Source organism: Paraburkholderia sp. SECH4, from assembly GCF_030511745.1.
Lineage (GTDB): Bacteria > Pseudomonadota > Gammaproteobacteria > Burkholderiales > Burkholderiaceae > Paraburkholderia > Paraburkholderia madseniana.
The window spans coordinates 183,337-202,992 of the sequence record NZ_JALOCP010000001.1; the positions used below are offsets into that span (position 1 = coordinate 183,337).

At 61.6% G+C, this 19,656-nt stretch carries 15 protein-coding genes and 1 pseudogene; 7 read left to right on the forward strand and 9 right to left on the reverse strand.

Going from position 1 to position 19,656, the window contains the following annotated elements; all coding sequences use genetic code 11:
* Positions 1–7 precede the first annotated feature (7 nt).
* The gene (gene benC / locus M0D67_RS00770; RefSeq protein ID WP_171926031.1) at positions 8–1,030 is read left to right on the forward strand and encodes a benzoate 1,2-dioxygenase electron transfer component BenC; all 1,023 of its coding nucleotides are present in this window, start codon (positions 8–10) and stop codon (positions 1,028–1,030) included.
* On the forward strand, positions 1,027–1,803 hold the full coding sequence (gene benD, locus M0D67_RS00775) for a benzoate diol dehydrogenase BenD (protein WP_154564988.1): 777 nt from the start codon (positions 1,027–1,029) through the stop codon (positions 1,801–1,803). The genes benC and benD overlap by 4 nt, the downstream gene beginning before the upstream one ends.
* Positions 1,804–2,149: 346 nt before the next feature.
* Here the strand turns inward: benD and M0D67_RS00780 are convergent.
* Positions 2,150–2,386, reverse strand: a pseudogene (locus M0D67_RS00780) (branched-chain amino acid ABC transporter permease LivH); the annotation flags it as partial.
* 86 nt (positions 2,387–2,472) lie between these two features.
* Positions 2,473–3,534, reverse strand: coding sequence for a branched-chain amino acid ABC transporter substrate-binding protein (locus M0D67_RS00785; protein WP_266236855.1), 1,062 nt, complete (start codon positions 3,532–3,534; stop codon positions 2,473–2,475).
* A 370-nt stretch (positions 3,535–3,904) separates the two neighbouring features.
* Here M0D67_RS00785 and M0D67_RS00790 point away from each other — a divergent pair, with 370 nt between their 5' ends.
* Entirely contained in the window at positions 3,905–4,348 is a 444-nt protein-coding gene (locus M0D67_RS00790; protein WP_154565010.1) for a PaaI family thioesterase, read from the forward strand.
* Positions 4,349–4,568: 220 nt separating this feature from the next.
* Here M0D67_RS00790 and phbB read toward each other — a convergent pair whose 3' ends face one another.
* Positions 4,569–5,312 (reverse strand): acetoacetyl-CoA reductase, encoded by a 744-nt coding sequence (gene phbB / locus M0D67_RS00795; RefSeq protein ID WP_171926029.1) that lies wholly within the window; start codon positions 5,310–5,312, stop codon positions 4,569–4,571.
* 996 nt (positions 5,313–6,308) lie between these two features.
* Between phbB and M0D67_RS00800 the strand changes: the two genes are divergently transcribed.
* Genes M0D67_RS00800 through M0D67_RS00810 form a run of 3 tightly spaced genes read left to right on the forward strand, consistent with a single transcriptional unit; the run spans position 6,309 to position 12,139 of the window.
* On the forward strand, positions 6,309–9,500 hold the full coding sequence (locus M0D67_RS00800; protein ID WP_266236859.1) for an efflux RND transporter permease subunit: 3,192 nt from the start codon (positions 6,309–6,311) through the stop codon (positions 9,498–9,500).
* Positions 9,490–10,677 (forward strand): efflux RND transporter periplasmic adaptor subunit, encoded by a 1,188-nt coding sequence (locus M0D67_RS00805; RefSeq protein WP_154564982.1) that lies wholly within the window; start codon positions 9,490–9,492, stop codon positions 10,675–10,677. The genes M0D67_RS00800 and M0D67_RS00805 overlap by 11 nt, the downstream gene beginning before the upstream one ends.
* The gene (locus tag M0D67_RS00810) at positions 10,670–12,139 is read left to right on the forward strand and encodes an efflux transporter outer membrane subunit (protein WP_171926027.1); all 1,470 of its coding nucleotides are present in this window, start codon (positions 10,670–10,672) and stop codon (positions 12,137–12,139) included. Before M0D67_RS00805 ends, M0D67_RS00810 begins: the two co-directional genes overlap by 8 nt.
* A 126-nt stretch (positions 12,140–12,265) precedes the next feature.
* Here the strand turns inward: M0D67_RS00810 and M0D67_RS00815 are convergent, their stop codons facing one another.
* The 6 genes from M0D67_RS00815 to M0D67_RS00840 all read right to left on the reverse strand — a co-directional run bounded on the left by M0D67_RS00815 (position 12,266) and on the right by M0D67_RS00840 (position 18,485).
* Entirely contained in the window at positions 12,266–13,168 is a 903-nt protein-coding gene (locus tag M0D67_RS00815; protein ID WP_154564978.1) for an NAD(P)-dependent oxidoreductase, read from the reverse strand.
* A 41-nt stretch (positions 13,169–13,209) separates the two neighbouring features.
* Positions 13,210–14,364: an alcohol dehydrogenase gene (gene yqhD / locus M0D67_RS00820; protein WP_154564976.1), complete on the reverse strand. Its 1,155-nt coding sequence runs from the start codon at positions 14,362–14,364 to the stop codon at positions 13,210–13,212.
* Positions 14,365–14,463: 99 nt separating this feature from the next.
* Entirely contained in the window at positions 14,464–15,072 is a 609-nt protein-coding gene (locus M0D67_RS00825) for a TetR/AcrR family transcriptional regulator (RefSeq protein WP_233468779.1), read from the reverse strand.
* 79 nt (positions 15,073–15,151) lie between these two features.
* Positions 15,152–16,153, reverse strand: coding sequence for a 4-hydroxythreonine-4-phosphate dehydrogenase PdxA (gene pdxA, locus M0D67_RS00830; protein ID WP_154564972.1), 1,002 nt, complete (start codon positions 16,151–16,153; stop codon positions 15,152–15,154).
* A complete protein-coding gene (locus M0D67_RS00835; RefSeq protein WP_233465015.1) occupies positions 16,150–17,493 on the reverse strand; it encodes a four-carbon acid sugar kinase family protein in 1,344 nt (447 codons plus the stop codon). Before M0D67_RS00835 ends, pdxA begins: the two co-directional genes overlap by 4 nt.
* Positions 17,490–18,485, reverse strand: coding sequence for a 2-keto-3-deoxygluconate permease (locus M0D67_RS00840; RefSeq protein ID WP_154564968.1), 996 nt, complete (start codon positions 18,483–18,485; stop codon positions 17,490–17,492). Before M0D67_RS00840 ends, M0D67_RS00835 begins: the two co-directional genes overlap by 4 nt.
* Positions 18,486–18,824: 339 nt before the next feature.
* Here M0D67_RS00840 and M0D67_RS00845 point away from each other — a divergent pair, with 339 nt between their 5' ends.
* Entirely contained in the window at positions 18,825–19,625 is an 801-nt protein-coding gene (locus tag M0D67_RS00845; RefSeq protein WP_154564966.1) for a DeoR/GlpR family DNA-binding transcription regulator, read from the forward strand.
* Positions 19,626–19,656 lie beyond the last annotated feature (31 nt).

Here is a 19,656-nt window from a genome sequence, read left to right on the forward strand (position 1 = left end):
AGACAACATGTCCAGCTACAACATTGCACTGAACTTCGAAGACGGCGTGACCCGCTTCGTCGCATGCAAGCCGGGCGAGAAGGTGCTTGATGCCGCCTTTCGCGCGAAAATCAACCTGCCAATGGATTGCTCCGATGGCGTGTGCGGTACCTGCAAGTGCCGCGCCGAGAGCGGCAACTATGATCTTGGCGACGATTACATCGAAGACGCGCTGAGCGACGACGAGAAAGACAGTGGCCTTGTACTCACCTGCCAGATGGTGCCGCAAAGCGATTGTGTGATTGCCGTGCCGGCCTCTTCCACTGCGTGCAAGACTGAACAGAGCCGGTTCGCCGCGACGGTATCGAAGGTGGAGCCGCACAACGATGCGGCCGTCGTGCTCGAACTGGACGTGGATGCGACCGCGCCGGCATTCCTGCCGGGTCAGTACGTCAACATCGATGTTCCCGGCAGCGGCCAGCATCGTTCGTATTCTTTCTCATCGGCGCCGGGGCAATCGAAAGTCAGTTTTCTGATCAAGCGGATTCCCGGTGGCGTGATGAGCACCTGGCTCGATTCCGCGCAGCCTGGCAACAAGCTGGAGCTGACCGGGCCGCTCGGTAGTTTCTATCTGCGCGCAGCAGAACGGCCGTTGCTGTTCCTCGCTGGCGGCACGGGCCTGGCGCCGTTCCTGTCGATGCTGGAAGTACTGGTGCGTGCCGATTCGCAGCAGAAGGTCCACCTGATTTATGGCGTGACCCGGGACCTCGATCTAGTGCAGGTCGATGCAATCGAAGCGTACCTGGCGAAGTTGCCGAATTTCACCTACGCCACCGTCGTGGCCGACACGGATTCGACTCATCCCCGCAAAGGTTGGGTGACGCAGCACATGCCGGCCGAGGCCTTGAATGATGGTGATGTCGACGTTTATTTGTGCGGGCCGCCACCGATGGTCGATGCAGTGCGTAAGCATTTCGACGACAACGGCGTGAAGCCCAACAGCTTCCACTACGAGAAGTTCACTCCTAACGCAGCACCGAGGACCGCATGAGCACGCAACGATTTGCCGGCAAGGTCATGGTCGTCACTGGCGCGGCACAGGGTATTGGTCGCGCCGTAGCGCTTCGTGCGGCCGCGGAGGGCGGCAAGGTGCTGTTCGTCGACCGCGCGGAGTTCGTCTCTGAAGTTGCTGCTGAAGCAGGTGGCGCGGAGACGGCAGGCTTCGTCGCCGACCTCGAGACGTACGAAGGCGCGGCATCGGCGATGGCTTTTGCAGTGCGCAAGTTTGGCGGCATCGACATACTGATCAATGGCGTCGGTGGCGCGATTCGCATGCGTCCATTCGCCGAGTTCGAACCTGAGCAAATTGACGCGGAAATTCGCCGTTCACTCATGCCCACGCTGTATGCCTGCCATGCTGTGTTGCCGCACCTGCTCACGCGTGGCGGTGGGACCATCGTCAACGTCTCATCGAATGCCACGCGCGGTATCCGCCGCGTACCGTATTCGGCGGCCAAGGGCGGTGTCAACGCGATCACGCAGTCACTGGCGATGGAGTACGCGGAGCACAACATCCGTGTGGTCGCCACCGCGCCGGGCGGGACCGACGCACCGCCGCGACGCGTCCCTCGCAATACCGCCGGCGACAGCGAGCAGGAAAAGATCTGGATGGGCGACGCGGTGAGGCAGGTCACTGAATCAACCTTTCTCAAGCGCTACGGCAGCATCGACGAACAGGCCGCGCCGATTCTGTTCCTCGCTTCAGACGAGGCAAGCTATATCACGGGCACGGTGTTGCCAGTAGCCGGCGGTGACACCGGCTAAGCCGATTCAAGCTGCGCCCCTCTCCTCCCTGAACAGGTAAAGCGCCTCCTGTATGGGCCGGTCGGAGAAAGAGAACAAGACGCTGTCCTCGTCTGCCTCGTGCTGGACGTGATGCCACGACGGGACGACGAAGATATCCCGCTTGCTCCACTCCACGACAACGTCGCCTCCAATCCGGCTACGGCCCCTCCCTTCGATCGGCACAAAGACGGTCGCGTCGGTTGAGCGATATGCTTCCGTCGAAAACCCCCTTGGCAACAACTGCATGAAAGTAGCCATCGTCGCCATCGCATACTTCCCATTGTTTGGGTTGACGTATCGCATCTTCAATCCATGGCAGGGATCCCAGTGCGATCGATACGATCAGCGTAATTGCAATGCTCGCCACGACCAAGGAGATTCCGCTGCCTGCAAGCAGCGTGAAGCAGGTCACAGCGATGAACGCGCTCACCATGTATATATCGCCGTGAGCGAAGTTGATCATGCCGATAATGCCGTAGACCATCGTGTAGCCGATCGCGATCAGGCCGTAGACGGCGCCCAAGGTCAGCCCATTAATTAGTTGTTGCAGTGCCTGGCTCATGTCCTCTCCGGTGAATCTGCTGCAGAGGCAGCGCAATAGAGCGACGCACCGCCTCTTTCCTCGCTACAAAGACTGGACAGGACGCGTCACTTCACATAGTCGTAGTTGTTGCCTTTCCACCGGTAGACCACATAGCCGGGACTCTTCAGATCGCCTTTCGCGTCGAAGTCCACCTGGCCGACTACCGTACTGAACGATGCGTTGTGAAGCTGTTTCACGATCGCCGCATAGTCCGTGGAGTTGGCCTTCTTCGCGGCCTCTGCGAAAACCTGCATCGCGGCATACGAGTACAGCATGTAGCCTTCCGGCTCGATCTTCTGCGCGCGAAAGGCCGCCACCACCTTTGCAGCTGCGGCGCTCCTACGCGGGTCGGGCGGAAAGGTGAACAGAACCTTGTTGATTTCCGGCCCTGCTGCAGTCACCAGTTCATTATTCGTCGGCGTGTCGCCGCCGAGCACCGTCAGGTTGAGCCCTGCCTGCGCCGCCTGCCGCAGAATCAACGCAACTTCCTGGTAGTAACCGCCGTAAGCAAGAATCTGAATGCCGTTCGCCTTCAGTTTGCTGATCAAACCGGAGTAGTCCTTTTCACCGGCCGTGATCGACTGGCGCAGCGCCACGGGTGCCTGCTTCGCCGCCAGATCTTTTGCAATTTCGTCCGCCAGACCGCCGCCATACGCCGTCTTGTCATCAATGACGGCGATTTTCTTGCCCTTGAAGTTTGCAGCGATATAGTCGGCCGCAACCTGTCCCTGCTGGTCGTCCCTGCCCGTGATACGGAAGATTCCCTCGATACCGCGTTCCGTGATTTTGGGGTTGGTCGACACAGTGACTTGTGGGATCTGCGCGTCGTTGTAGACGTCGGATGCCGGCAACGTGGAACAGGAGCACCAGTGGCCATCGACGAACGCCACCTTCTTGTTGACGAAACTGTTGGCAACGGAAACCGCCTGCTTGGGATCGCAGACGTCATCACCGACGACCAGGTCGAGCTGCTGCCCGAGCAAACCACCTGCCGCGTTGATATCTTTGACAGCCTGTTCCGCGCCTTTGCGAAACTGGTCTCCCCCCGACGCGTGCTCCCCCGTCATCGGACCCGCCACTCCCACCACAACGCTTGCGTCCGCCGTGGCCGAGCAGGCCAGAGCCATTCCGCCCATGCTGAGTGCCGCACCTAATTTAACCAATCCTTTCCGGCCGTTCATAACCATCTCCAAGAGCAGGCTTCGATGCAGGAACGAACAGGTCTCGGCTATCGTTCCTGAGTGTCGCCTCGTGTTCGTTCACGAGGTAGAACCCAGGTTGCCGACGCCAAAAACAGCTTGGAATTTGATTGTTCGAAAGCGGGGATTAGGTGCAGCCTAAAGATGCGGAATACCGCGCTGTGTACGCGGCAAAACGCACAATTCAGCGGTTCGACCAGAGACATGACCGAGTAAACGACTAGTCGGCAAACTACGCGTATTTATCGCCGACAGTGCTGCGGATATGATTGTGGAATTTACCAATACAATCCCCTCTATGGCACATGCACCCGACTCCCTCTTCGCCGAACGCATTCGCGCCAGCTTCATGCGCCAGAATGCGATGACATTGATCCAGGCAACTCTGCCCGTGATTGAACACGGCCACACCGAAATTCACCTACCAGTCTGGAGTGGTGTCGAGCAGCAGCACGGCTTCGTACATGGCGGCGTGGTGGGCATGATTGCCGACTCCGCAGGCGGCTACGCTGCGATGACCTTGGTGCCGGCCAGTGCGTCTGTATTGACTGTCGAATACAAGATGAATCTGGTCGCTCCGGCCGACGGCGAAATCCTGATCGCCCGTGGCCAGGTTGTCCGCCCCGGCCGTACGCTAATCGTCACTCAGGCAGAGGTATTCGCAGTCAAAGACGGCCATGAAACGCTTTGTGCACTGATGCAACAAACGATCATGGTGATGCACGACAAGGTGGAGAAGTAGGACCCGGTGGACCGGTGGGACAGCTTTTTTCCGTCGCCAACCACAAGACCTAGAGATGCCTGCAAAGCCTTGCAGAGGCTAGCTTTTCTGTAGAATTTTATATCGAGGAAATTTAACCCTCATTCCCACTCGATTATCAATCCGAGGCCGGAGGCTCGCTCATCGCCACAACCGAACGACTGATTGTGGCGATGACGCTACGGTGTCACAGGCCGCCGCATCAATGCATGTGCTGGCCGCCGTTGATAGCAATATTGGACCCGGTCACAAAACCTGCATCGTCCGAGCACAAATACCTGACAAGGGCCGCGACTTCATCGGGCTTGCCCAGACGACCGGCTGGAATCTGCGGCAGGATCTTTGTGTCCAGAATCTCCTGCGAAATCGCAGTGACCATCTTCGTGGCAAGATAGCCTGGCGAAACCGTGTTGACGGTCACGCCTTTGCGCGCGACCTCCAGCGCCAGTGATTTGGTGAAGCCGTGCATGCCAGCCTTCGCCGCGGCGTAATTGGTCTGGCCGACAGAGCCTTTCGAACCGTTGACGGACGAGATGTTGATGATTCGCCCCCAGCCGCGCGCGACCATGTCTTCGCACAACGGCTTGGTCATATTGAACACCGAGTCCAGATTCGTGCGAATCACTGCGTCCCAGTTGACCTTGTCCATCTTCCTGAGTGTCATGTCCTGCGTGATCCCGGCATTGTTCACCAAAATGTCGACGGAACCGACTTCAGCCTGAATTCTTGCTACACAGCGCTGGCATGAGTCATAGTCGGCCACATCGACGGAATATGCGCGAAAATTGCGACCCTGAGATTCCATGCCGGCCAGCCAGTCGGCTGAACCAGTATTGATCGTCGAGTGCGTTACTACGACGGCATAGCCGGCGTCATGCAGTTTCGTGCTGATCACTTCTCCAAGTCCGCCCATGCCACCCGTTACTACAGCGATTCGCTTCGTCATCCTTTCCACCCGTGATCGTAGTATCTGCGAGGATCAAGAATACCCAACGGCCGTCCCGCACAACCCGCCATTGGATTGCAACCATGCGTCGCCTCCTCCCAGATTGCAGAGAATGATGGCTCCGGCATTGATCGAACTGCGTGGCTTTTTTTTGTAGGCTTCTGGTATTGCGCGCATGAAGTTTGATACACGGGCGCGCGACACTCACTGGCCGCGCGCCGCAACGGTCTCTCTCAGGTTCAGCATTTTATGGTCCGAAGAATCGATGCATGCCGGTCAAGCAAGCATGCGAAACGATTATTTCAGCGAAATCTGGCGATCACAAGTAGGCACCTGCCGGTTTCATACTTTCGCCATAGAAACTAATTGCTACGACCGGCCTTGCGCCGACGACACAGTGCACAGAAACGAGCAGAAGACGTAGCGAATAAAGACGGCAGTTCGATACCCGCAAGGTCGAAGCCTGACGCATGGATCATGTGTTCGGGGCAGTCTCCTATGACGATTGCCAGACGCCGTCGGCAGCGTGAATGCCATTTTCTAGTCCACCTGTTTTGCACACAACTGTTTTGCGAAAAAGTCACTTTTGCAACGCTCAATCGCCCGTTGTTGTCCGACTCGGCACACTAGTCCTCCTGAACAATTGGTAATAAAAAACGCTGACGATTTGACGTTCATCGAAAGTGACGCTCGTGCGCCTCTGTCCGGTTCTTGCCAGGCATCACTCTGTCCAGCAACGACAAGGTATTCCCGATATGTGCGGGCAAAGCGAAATGAGCTTACCCGGCATCCATACGTGCCTGACGTTTCATTTGTCCTTCAGCAGAACTTCCGAGCTTTGTGTACATTCGCGCTTGGGTTGCGTTGCGGCGCATCGGCACCTGTCCCAAGGCAGAGCTCCTCGTTTCGCATACAGGCACACGGCTACGGGTCATCGCACGCCGCGCTAGCCTCCACCAAAGACTCTTACGTTTTACCCCAAGCTCTGGAATTCTCATGCTCGGCCTAGTCCGTATCGCCCTTCGGCGACCCTACACCTTCGTAGTCCTGGCGATCTTCATCCTCATCATCGGTCCTTTGTCCGCGATGAGGACGCCAACCGACATCTTTCCGGATATCAGGATTCCCGTGATCAGCGTCGTGTGGCAGTACACGGGTCTGCCGCCGGACCAGATGGTCGGCCGCATCACCTCGCCATTCGAACGCACGCTGACGACTACTGTGAACGACGTCGAGCATATCGAGGCAGAATCGGTCGCCGGCTTCGGGATCATCAAGATCTTCTTCCAGCCGGGGGTGAATATCAGCACGGCGAACGCGCAGGTAACTTCGGTCGCGCAAACTCAATTGCGGCAGTTGCCTGCCGGTACGACGCCTCCTCTGATCCTGAACTACAACGCGTCGACCGTACCGATCATCCAGTTGGCGCTGTCTGGCAAAGGACTCTCTGAACAGAACCTCGGTGACCTGGGGCTGAATGCGGTGCGCCCGGTTCTCACAACGGTCGCAGGCGCGGCAATTCCCTACCCGTTCGGCGGCAAGACACGTCAGGTACAGATCGACGTCGATCCGGCGGCGCTCCAGGCGCGCGGCTTATCCGCGCAGGACGTCGCCAATGCGCTTGCCGGCCAGAACCTGATTACACCGGTCGGCACTGAAAAGATCGGTGACTACGAGTACACGCTGCAACTGAACAATGCGCCGTCGGAAATCAAAGCCTTGGGCGATCTGCCGGTCAAGGCAGCCAATGGCACCACCGTCTACATTCGTGACATTGCGAATGTGCGCGACGGCAGCCCGCCGCAGACCAATATCGTGCATGTCGACGGCCGGCGCTCGGTACTGATGTCCGTACTCAAGAACGGTTCGGTTTCGACGCTCGGCATCATCTCCGGCATCAAGCAGCGGCTTGCTGCAGGGAAAGCGTCGTGGCCCGATAACCTGCAGATCGAACCCATCGGCGACCAGTCGCTGTTCGTACGGGCGGCCATCACCGGCGTGGCGCGCGAGGGTGTGATCGCGGCCGTGCTGACGAGCCTCATGATCCTGCTGTTCCTGGGTAGCTGGCGCTCGACGATCATCATCGCAACCTCAATCCCACTCGCCATCCTCGGCTCCATCGCGACGCTATCCGCGCTCGGCGAGACGTTGAACATCATGACGCTCGGCGGTCTTGCATTGGCGGTGGGGATTCTGGTCGACGATGCCACGGTGACGATCGAAAACATCAACTGGCACCTCGAGCACGGCAAGGAAGTGGAGACGGCCATTCTCGACGGCGCCGCGCAGATCGTCACGCCGGCATTCGTCTCGCTGCTGTGTATCTGCATCGTGTTCGTGCCGATGTTCTTCCTGAGCGGGGTTGCACGCTTCCTGTTCGTGCCGATGGCTGAAGCAGTGATCTTCGCGATGATCTCGTCGTTCATCCTGTCGCGAACCCTTGTGCCGACGATGGCGAAATACCTGCTGAAACAGCATGTAAAGGGCGAGCACGCCCAGGAAACCAAAAACCCCGGTCCGCTTGGGCGTTTCCAGCGCGGCTTCGAAGCGCGCTTTGAAAAGGTGCGTAGCGCCTACCGTGGGTTGCTCGAACTCGCGCTGACCCACCGGCGTCCGTTCGTCAGTGGCTTCCTCGGCTTCGTCGCCCTCTCGTTCGCGCTGGTGCCGTTCCTCGGCCGCAACTTCTTCCCTTCGGTCGATTCCGGACAAATCCTGATGCATGTGCGCGCACCAGTCGGCGTTCGCGTTGAAAAGACCGCGCAGATTTTTGCGGATGTCGAAGGCGCGATCCGCCAGATCGTCCCGCCGGCGGATCTCGGCACCGTGGTCGACAACATGGGTCTGCCGGTCAGCGGCATCAATACCGCGTACAACAACACCGGTACGGTCGGCTCGCAGGACGGTGACATCCAGATCGCGCTAAACGAAGGCCATCGTCCAACCGAAGAGTATGTTCGCCTGATGCGCGAGAGATTGCCGCGGGAATTCCCGGGCGTCACGTTTTCGTTCCCGCCGGCGGACATCATCAGTCAGATCCTGAACTTCGGCTCGCCGGCGCCGATCGACCTGCAGATTCGCGGCAATAATCTGAAAGCCGACTACGCGTACGCGGACCGTCTGCTGCGCCAGGTTCGCGATGTTCCGGGCGTGGTCGACGCGCGGATTGCGCAGTCGCAAGGCAACCCGACTTTCAACGTCGATGTCGACCGCACACAAGCGCAATTGCTCGGCATCACCGAGCGCGACGTGACGAACAGCATGGTGGTGAACCTCGCGGGTTCCAGCCAGGTCGCGCCCACGTTCTGGCTGAACAACGCGAACGGCGTGTCTTATCCGATCGTGATGCAAACGCCGCAATACAGCCTCGATTCGCTCGCCGCACTGCAAAATCTTCCGATCACGGCCAGCGGCGGAAGCACCGCCCAGATCCTCGGCGGCCTGGCGACAGTCGAACGCACCAGCAGCAACGAGGTTGTCAGCCAGTACAACATCCAGCCCATGGTCGAGATCTTCGCGACCACCCAGGGCCGCGACCTCGGCGCGGTGGCATCCGATATCCAGCGTATCGTGCACGACAACGCCGGCACCTTGCCCAAGGGCTCGGCCGTCGCGCTGCTGGGTCAGGTGCAGACAATGAACAGCGCCTTTGCCGGTATGTTGTTCGGCCTGCTTGGTGCGGTGGTGCTGATCTATCTGCTGATCGTGATCAATTTCCAGTCGTGGGCCGACCCCTTCGTGATCGTAAGCGCGTTGCCTGCCGCGTTGGCAGGGATCGCCTGGATGCTGTTCGCGACCCACACGACGCTCTCTGTACCCGCATTGACCGGTGCGATCATGTGCATGGGGGTGGCGACGGCCAACTCGATTCTGGTCGTCAGTTTCTGCCGCGAACGTTTTGCCGTACACGGCGACCCGTTCAAGGCCGCCCTCGAAGCAGGCTTTACGCGTTTTCGCCCTGTGCTCATGACCGCGCTCTCCATGATCATCGGCATGGCGCCGATGGCGCTCGCCCTCGGCGAAGGTGGTGAGCAAAACGCGCCGCTTGGCCGCGCCGTGATCGGCGGTCTGCTGTTTGCGACCACCGCTTCGCTGTTCCTCGTCCCCGTCATTTTTTGTATCGTGCACGCGCGCCCCGGGCGCGCGGCTACCCCGGCATCCGTCTCGGGAGGTCCTGCTCATGTCGTCTGAATCTGTTTTTCCCACTAATACACCGTCGCGCCGCCCGCTTCTGGTAGCAGGCGTGGTCGGCCTGCTGGTCGCCTTAGGCATCGTCGCTGCCGGGCTCACACTGCGAGCCGCCGATGCCCGCAAGCTGAAAACCTGGACCGACGCCCAGGCCGTGCCGACCGTCAACCTGATCCAGCCCTTGCGCGACGCCAACGGTCCCTCGCTGCAACTGCCCGGCCGTCTCGAAGCGTTTACGCGCGCGCCGATTTTCGCGCAGGTCAGCGGCTATCTGAAATCATGGAGTGTCGATATCGGTGCGCCGGTCAAAGCGGGCCAGGTACTCGCCGAAATCGAAACGCCCGAGCTTGACCAGCAGCTATTGCAAGCGCGCGCGGATCTCCAGAGTGCGCAGGCGAACGCTTTAGTTGCAGGTACCACGGCCAAGCGCTGGGAAGCGCTAAGAGGCACGGATTCCGTCGCCCAGCAGGATGTCGACCAACGCACCGCTGACTACACCGCCAAGGAGGCGATCGTAGCGGCCGCGAAGGCCAACGTCGACCGCCTCGTCGCCACCAAGGCCTTCGCGCGCATCGTCGCGCCATTCGACGGCGTGGTGACCGCCCGCGATACCGACGTCGGCGCGTTGGTCAACGCCGGCAGCGGCGGGGTAGGACAGGAGCTGTTCGCGGTCTCCGACGTCAAGCAGTTACGCGTGTATGTCCAGGTGCCGCAGAATTACGCACCGACGATACACGACGGCACGACCGCCATCCTGACCGTCCCCGAGTATCCCGACCAGCAGTTCACTGCGCGCGTGGTTGCAGCGGCAGACTCGGTCAATTCGAGTTCGGGAACGACGCTGGTTCAACTGCTGGTTGACAACTCAAACGGCAAGCTGCTGCCGGGTGGGTTCGCCAGCCTGAAATTCACGTTGCCCGCCTCCGCCGATTCGCTCCGTGTACCGGCCAGCGCCCTCGTCTTCGATAGCCGCGGCGTCGTGGTCGCCACGCTTGGCGCGAACGGTCACGTGCTGTTCAAGCAGGTGAAGATCAACCGCGACCTGGGTGACTCAGTGGAGATCGGCTCAGGGCTCGCCGCAACCGATCGCGTGATCGATACACCGCCCGACGGACTCGCTGATGGCGACAACGTGCAAGTTGCGACGGCGACCGACAAGAAGGCAGCGGCACATGGTTAAGTATGGACTTCCGGCGCTTCTCGCGAGCGTCGTCGCGCTCTGCGCCTGCTCGCTCGCGCCGCAATATCAGGTCCCGCCGACGCCGATCGCTGCGCAATACAAGACGGTTGGCCCGTGGACCACGGCACAGCCCGCCGACCGGATAGACCGCAACGGCTGGTGGAAGATGTATGGCGACGCACAGCTCGACGATCTCGAAACGCGCCTGCTGGCAAGCAACACCGATTTGCGCGCGGCATACGCACACTATGCGCAAGCGCAGGCTTTCGTGGCGCAGGTCGAGTCGGGACTGTACCCGTCGATCAGTGCGAGCGCCGTGCCGCAGCGCGATCGCCAGTCCGACAGCCGGCCGTTGCGCGTGGGCGGCCCGAACGACTACAACTCCGTCACGCTTGGCGGCGAAATCAACTACGACCTCGACCTCTGGGGTCGCGTGCGCGACTCTGTGGTGGCCGGCAAGGACGAGGCGCAGGCGACCAAGGCCGATCTGGCCTCGGTCAGGCTAAGCCTGCAGGTCGAGCTGGCGGACAGTTACCTCCGCTTGCGCGGCCTCGACCAGCAAACCGAGCTGTTGAACGAGACTGTCGTGGCGTATGCGAAGGCCCTGCAACTCACGCAAACGTTGCATAACAGTGGGATCGTGTCGGGCCTCGACGTTTCCCGAGCGCAAACGCAACTTTCATCGGCGAAGTCGCAGCTGTCGCAGAACCTGGCGCAACGGGCTCTGATTGAACACGCGATCGCGGTCCTGGTTGGAGCCTCCGCGTCCGAATTCAGCCTGCCGCCCCAGACCGCCGCCATCGCGTTGCCGGCGATTCCGACCGGCCTGCCCTCGACGCTGTTGCAGCGACGTCCCGACGTCGCTGCAGCAGAACGCCGGGTGGCCGAGGCCAACGCGAAAATTGGCGTCGCGCGGGCGGCTTACTTCCCGGACATCATGCTCAGCTTGCAGGGTGGTGTGCAAAGCGCAGCCTACGCCGGCCTGGTGAGCGCGCCCAATCTGTTCTGGGCGGTCGGCCCGCAGCTTGTGCAGTACGTGTTCGACGGCGGCTACCGTCGTGCGCAACTCGATTCCGCCAAGGCCGCAACCGAAGAAGCGGGAGAACGTTACCGCGGCGTGGTGCTGTCTGCATTCCAGCAGGTTGAAGACAACCTTGCCCTGCTGTCGTATCTCGGCACTGCGCTTGGCGAGCAACGGGATGCAGCAAACGCCGCCCAGTACTCGGTCGACCTCGCGTTACGCCAATATCGCCAAGGCACAGTGGGCTACCTCGATGTCGTGCAGGCGCAGACCGTCGCACTCGAGGCGCAACGCAGCGTGCTCGATATCCAGACACGCCAGCTAAGCGCGAATGTCCAACTCCTGCATGCGCTCGGCGGTGGATGGTCGAGCGATGAACTCGCTCAAGCGGCTGCAGCGCCCGCACTCGTCGCGACAGCAATGGAGCGCCGCGCTAATTGAACACCGCTGCACGGCACGGGAGAAGCGTGGGTTCTGGCGCAAATAACGAGTCGAGTCGGTAACCAGTCGCGCGCTGTTCGAAACGTCGAATGCCGCTCACCGCGAGCGGCATCGTCCCCATTGCGCTCAGCAGCCGTGAAGCGCCTTGCTCAAGCCGGCATCGGACAACGCGCAAAGCGCCACCGCCGACCAGTCATGCTCGGCGCCGAGCCCTTGCGAGCGCAACGTCAGGAACCGGTCGTGGACGAGACTTGCCAGCGGCAGCGGAACGCCAAGTGCCTCAGCGGCTGCCAGCATCAGGCGGTTGTCCTTCTGGCCAAGCGGCAACGAGAAGCCAGGCGGCTGGAATTGCTGCGATGCAATCAGCGAACCGTAGATCTTGTATGGCGGCGCATTGAAGTTTGCGCTCGTCAACAGCTCGACCAGACGCATCGGATCGATGCCGGCCTTGCCCGCTACGGCACAGGCTTCGCCCAGCGTTTCGATGATCACGGACAGCATGAAATTGCCGATCAGCTTCACCAGGTTGGCCTGCGAAGGATCTTCGCCGACAATGCCCACCGACTGCCCAAGCGTTTCGAGAAGCGGCACGGCAACCTTGAGGTGCTCGTCCGCGCCTGCCGCCATGATGAACAGCTTGCGCGCCGCCGCGGCATCGGGCCGGCCGAATACCGGTGCGGACACGAAGGCAAGACCCGCTTCACGGTACTTCGCTGCGTGGTCCTGCGCGGTGGCGACACTGATCGTGCTCATCGAGATGTGCAGCGCACCCGGCCTCAGCGTGGTGGCGATGCCCGCCTCGCCGAACGTGACCGCTGCGTGCGCGGCATCGTCGGCCACCATCGTGAACACCACGTCGGCCCCCTGCGCCGCCTGCGCGGGACTCGACGCGATGCTCGCCCCTGCTTCGCGCAGCGGTTCGGCGCGGGCCGGACTACGATTGAAAACCTGCACGTCATGCCCGGACTCGATCAGGTTTTTCGCAATCGCGGCGCCCATCGAGCCAAGCCCTACAAATCCAATTTTCATAATGACATTCCAAATGATCAGCCGCGCGGATGCGGGCCTGTTCAGACTGCAAATTGATAGACCTGACGGCTCACCTCGAGCGTCACGTCGCCGTGTTCGCCCAATGCCGTCATCCCGTGCTCTTCGAGCTTCGCGATCAGCGTGCCGATTGACCGGCCGCCAATCTGGTAATCGCGCAAGCGGGTTCCCACCGTCATGCGCTCGAAGAACACGCGGGTCGCCGTGATCGCCGCACTGATACGCTCGTCCTCGCTGCCCTCGGTGATGTTCCAGACGCGTTCGGCGTACTGGAGCAACTTCGCGCGCTTCGACTCGCGGCGCACGCTCAGCATGGCCGGCAGCACGATGGCGAGTGTCTGTGCGTGATCGAGTCCGTGCAGCGCCGTGATCTCGTGACCGAGCATGTGGGTCGCCCAGTCCTGCGGCACGCCGGCGCCGATCAGGCCGTTCAGCGCAAGCGTTGCCGTCCACATCAGGTTGGCTCGCACCGCATAGTTGTGCGGCTCGGCAAGCGCCTGCGGGCCGACTTCAGTCAGCGTGATCAGCAGGCCTTCGGCGAAGCGGTCCTGTACCCTGGCGTCCACCGGATAGGTCAGGTACTGCTCGACGATATGAACGAACGCGTCGACGACACCGTTGGCAATCTGCCGCGGCGGCAACGAGTAGGTCGTGGTCGGGTCTAGCACCGAGAAGACCGGATAGGTCGCCTCGCTACGGAACGGCAGCTTGTCGCCTTTCGCGCGGTGGCTGATAACGCCGCCGTTGTTCATCTCCGAACCGGTGGCGGGCAGCGTCAGCACGCTGCCGAAGGGCATCGCGTCGCGTATCTCGGCCTGCTTCGCCAGAATGTCCCACGGCTCGCCGTGGAACTTCACAGCGGCAGCAATGAACTTGGTGCCGTCGATCACCGAGCCGCCGCCCACCGCCAGAAGAAAATCGATGTTCTTCTCGCGGGCGAGCGCAACCGCTTCCATCAGCGTTTCGTAAGTGGGGTTCGGTTCGATGCCACCGAACACGTGCCACGCGCGGTCACCGAGCGCCGCCTGCACTTGCGCCAGTACACCGTTGCTCTTGATGCTGCCGCCGCCGCACGTAATCAGCACCCGCGCGTTAGCGGGGATCTGCACATCGAGTGTGGCAATCTGGCCTTCGCCGAAAATGATTCGAGTGGGGTTGTGAAACGTAAAGTTCTGCATTGAATCTCTCTTCCTTACATTGAAATGACCGGTCGTCTCAAAACGGTATAAACGGCTGCCCGAATCGAAACCCGTCGCCGCTCAAGCCAGCTACGACCGTTACTGCGGGGATTTGAAAAACAGATCGAACATTGAATGCACGCAAGCCTTCAGCGGCTCGACCGAGTCATCCAGCTTCATGCGCAACAGGCTGCCTTCCCACGCGTTCCAGAAAAGGTCGGCCATTGCATCAGCCGAAAGATCGCGCCGCACGGAGCCGTATTCCTGGCCGTGCCGCAGATAATCGGCACAGCCGACACGCCATTCGTTGACCGTCCTGCGCGCAGCGACCCGGCACAGATCGCTCGACTGCGCGATCTCGCCCGCAAAGTTGCCGACCAGACAACCGTAGCGGTCGTCACAGTCTTCGTAGTCGCCAACGATGCGCGTGTAGATGCCGCGAAGCGCGAGCAGCGGATCAGGTGACGCCGCTTCGAGCGAATACTGCTTCCATTCAGCGGCCTGCTCCTGCGCGTAGTGGTGCAGGATCGCTGCACCGAATGCCTCTTTGCTCTCGAAGTAGTTGTAGAACGAGCCCTTCGGCACGCCGGCACGCTCGACGATGTCTTTTACGCCGGTGCCGTGATAACCCAATTCGGCGAACAGCGCGACACCCGCTTCGAGTAGTCTTTCGCGAAAGTCTTCAGTGCGTCGTGTGTACATAAGCATTACAACTTCAACCCTAACGGCACAATGCCGCTCCGCGCGAGCGGGCGCCATCGTGCGCATACATCGATTTCAAGCCGCGTCAGGCGCGGCGTGTCGCGAGTTCGGCGCCTTGACGCAGTGCTTCGAGCAGGCTGCGTTCGTCAGCGATGCCTTTGCCTGCAATATCGAACGCCGTGCCGTGATCGACCGAGGTACGGATCACATCGAGGCCGACCGTCACGTTGACGCCGGCTTCGAGGCCGAGCACCTTGACCGGACCGTGGCCCTGATCGTGGTACATCGCCACCACCAGATCGAAGTCGCCACGTCCCGCACGGAAGAACAGCGTGTCGGCAGGAAGCGGGCCCTCGATGTCCCAGCCGCGTTCACGCAAGACCTGCACGGCTGGAACGATCTTTTCCTCTTCCTCGCCATAACCGAACAGGCCGTTTTCGCCGGCATGCGGGTTGATGCCGCACACGGCGATGCGAGGATTGGCGATGCCCGCCTTCACCAGCGTCGCATGACCTCGCTCGATCGTGCGCTGCACGAGGCCCGGTTCGATCTTGCGGATCGCATCGATAATGCCGATGTGGGTCGTCACGTGAATCACGCGCAGTTTCGGTGCGACCAGCATCATCGACACTTCCTCGATGCCCGTGAGGTGCGCGAGCATTTCGGTGTGGCCGGGGTACTTGTGACCGCCAGCGTGCAACGCTTCCTTGTTCAGCGGCGCCGTGCAGATCGCATCGATCTCGTCGGCTTTCGCGAGTTCGACGGCGCGCGCGACGTACTGATACGCGGCGTCGCCTGCGAGCGCCGACAACGCGCCGAAAGGCAAGTCGGCGGGAATCAGCGCGAGGTCGATGCAGTCGATGGTGCCGCGTTCATATTGCGCATCCGACGGCTTCGCGATGCGGCGCACTTTCGTGCTGCCGCCGACAATCCGGTTGGCCTGTTCAAGGCGCGCCGCATCGCCGATGACAAGCGGGCGGCACTGCCGGTAAACGGACTCGTGCGTCAAGCTCTTGACGACGATTTCCGGACCCACGCCCGTTGCGTCGCCCATCGTGATGCCGATGACTGGAAGATAGTTGCTCATGATGTTTTGCCTGAATGACGTTGGTTCGTTTCGCGAGCCGGTGAAGATGTCGTTGTGCCGCCCGGGTGCGCCGATCCGGACTCGCTATCGGCGAACTCCGGTGTGCCCCGCAGATGAAGGTAGGCGCCATACAGCGCGTGCTCGCTGCCAAAGGCGCCGGCTTTGGTGACGACGGTGAGGCGCGGGTTGCCGTGCGGGCGTCCCACCGCCACGCCCGGCTCGATTTCCGAAAGCAATTGCAGGCTGTCGATACCGGCTGTACCGAGCATCGCGCGCGCGGTTTCGCCGCCAGTCGCGATCAAGCCGCTCAGATGCGTGAAAAACGGTGCGACGAGCGAAGCGAGCGCTGCCGACAATTGGGCGCCCTCGGCGGGATCGAACAGATCGTCGCGACCAATTCGCACCAGCAAGTCGGTGTGCTCGCTCAGATGTGCGCCGACGCGCGCTTGCCAGGCCGCCCACTCCAGATGAAGCTCGCCCGCACGCAGCACGACCGGCGGCACGATCAGCTCGCCAACGCACGCACGCTCGCGCAGCATCGCGCATTGCTGTTCCGAGACGGCCGACAGGCTGCCCACCAGAATCAGGATCGCGCCTCTCTGCTGCTCCGACTTCGGCGGCGCGTCTTGTGCTGCTTCCGTGGCAACATCGAACAGATCGCTCAGCGACGCCAGTTCGCGAGCCAAACCGCCTGAGCCCACCCAGAACAGAGCTTTGCCCATCGACGCCGTCGCCTGCGCGAGGGCCCTCAAATCCGCATCCGTTTCCGCATCGACGATGAGCGCCTGTGCACCGCTGCTCGCCACCACGGAAATGGCATCGCGCAACGCTGCGGGATCGCCACGCAGCGCGTCGACACCCAACGGTGCGGTGCGCAAGCCGACCGCCTCGACCATGGCGTTGAGGTCTGCGGAACGCGCGGCGTGTTCGAGCTTCCACGTTTCCGTGTTTTCGAGCGGCACGCCGCGCACGAATACGCGGCCCTCACGCACCGTGCGCCCGGTTGCAGGAAAGGCCGTGGCGACAATGGCAAGGCCCGCGAGCGGCTGCAACGCGGCCACTTCCGTGGCCCAGTTGCCGCGCAAGGTCGAATCGATTTTCTTGTACAGACGTCGCCCTGGCGCGCGCTGCACCAGCCACGCGGCGCGGGTGCAGTGAGCTGCTTCGGCCGGGGACATGCGGCGCGAGTCGGTGTCCACCGCGATCACCTCCGCCGCGCCCATCGCGCGCGACGCATTCAGCGTGACCGCCGTACTGCGCCCCGCGCCCGCAAACGCAATCGCGCAGTCGGCGGCCCCGGACAGGTCGTCGGCGATGATCAGAATGCTGGTGTTGCTCACCGGGTCGCCCCCAATGCAGCAGCGCGGCTGGCGTCGGCACGCTTGCCGGCCCGCTTTGCGACGGCCGCAGTGAGGATCGGCGACACGATCGCAGTCACGACGACGCATGAGGCGACCAGCAAGGTCGCGCTTTTCGCGGCCTCTGCATAGACCGGGTTGGCCGCCGCGATCAGCGCCGGCACAGCCGCTCCGTTGCCTGCCGTGTTGGCTGCCGCCACGCCTGCGACACCCGTGCCGCCGGTCAGGCGATCGGTCAGATAGAGGGGAATGCCCGTCACGATCACCACCGCGACGCCGAGGCCCATGCCGAGCAAGCCGGCCTGCCATACTTTGTGCAGGTCGAGGCTCGCGCCCAGCGCCAAGGCGAAAAACGGAATCATCACAGGCACAGCGCGGCCGAGAAAGCTGCGCATCTCACGGTCCAGATTGCCGAGCAGCATGCCGGCCGCGAGCGGCAGGATGCTGCCGACCAGCGTCTGCCACGGAAACGCCGACAGCCCGGCCACGCCGAGCGTGACCATCGTAAGGAACGGGCCGGATTCGAGCGACATGATCGTGTAAGCGCCGACGTCTTCAGACTTGCCATATTGACCCATCAACGCCATGTACAGGCCACCGTTCGTGTCGTTCATCGCGGCGACCACCGCCAGCGTCGACATTCCCGCGAACAGTCCGGACGAAACCGGCTGCTCGCCCAAAAAGTGGCCCAACACGACACCCACCAGAATCGCCGACCCAACCTTCGCCGCGAACAGCGCCCCGCCCTTTTTCAGCAGATAGGGCGTCGCCTTTACATCGATCGACGAGCCCATGCACACATAGAACACGGCGAGAATCGGCAACGCGCCGGTAAACAGCGCGTTCGTGAACGAGCCGAAGAACTTCGGCATGTCCGGCAAGAAGGTGGCGATCATTGCGCCGAACAGCAGCGGGACGATCATCATCCCGCCCGGAACGCGTTCGATCGCGCGCTTGATAGGAAGTTGGGCCATCATTGTCTCCTGTTTGAAAATGATCGATACAATCATATTAGTTGACTGATTCGGTCATTCAGAGTGTACGTGACGAACCGACTGTGCGCAATCCGATCACCGGCAAGTCGTGGGGTTAATAAATTTGCTACAACAAACCGTTCCAGGCGGGACACGCGCCGAAATTGATCGAATCGATCAAAATAGGCTAAAACACTTGCATACCGTGACGACGCCGCGGTTGCAGCGCGCCCCGTCCGCGGCGTTGCCCCGGCAACTGGTTTGATTACACTTACGCCCGTTGACGCCTTTCCTTTCTATTGCGCGCACCATTCGGACGACCCCTTACCCTCTATCACCATGAAAGTTACAAACCGCCGCGAGGCGATGCTGAAGGCCGTCCTGTCCGGCATGAACGACGTAGGCGCCCTGTGCGAGCATTTCGGCATGTCCGAAGCAACCGTGCGTCGCGACCTGCGTGCGCTCGCCGACGAACGGCTCATCGTGCGCACGTACGGGGGCGCGGCCGCCTCGGTCGGGATTCACGAACCCGAGGAGTCGCTCGATCTGCGGCGCGAAAGCTTCCGCGAGCAAAAGGATGCGATCGCGCTGGCGGCGGTGAGCCACGTTCAGGACGGCGACACCATCTTTCTCGACGGCGGCACCACCACCGCCGCACTGGCCCGGCTGCTGGCCGGCCGCCGCGACATTCGCGTGGTCACCAACAACCTGCTGGCAATCGGCCTGCTTGCATCGAGTGACGTGCCGGTCACACTGATCGGCGGCGACCTACGGCCCTCGAGCATGAGCACACTCGGGCCGCTCGCGCAGATCGCGTTGAACCGCCTGTCCGTCGACAAAGCCTTTCTGGGCGCGGACGGCGTAGTCGCCGGCCGTGGGCTCTGTGAGGCGACCGCCGAGCAGGCCTATCTGAAGGAATGCATCATCAGGCAGGCGGCCAACATCTTCGTGCTGGTGACGTCGCACAAACTGGATCGCGCGAGCCAGCAGCACTGGACACCACTCGAGCGAGACTGGACCCTGGTGACCGATGCTCAACCGGGCGCGCCGGAATTGGCAACGTTCCTGCTGCACGGCGAAGTAACGATCGAAACCGCGTCGCAGCAGGCGCGCCAGCCTCTGCCTCACGGGAAGGCATAGTGTCTTAAGGGGGGCGGCGCCGCGCGGTCCT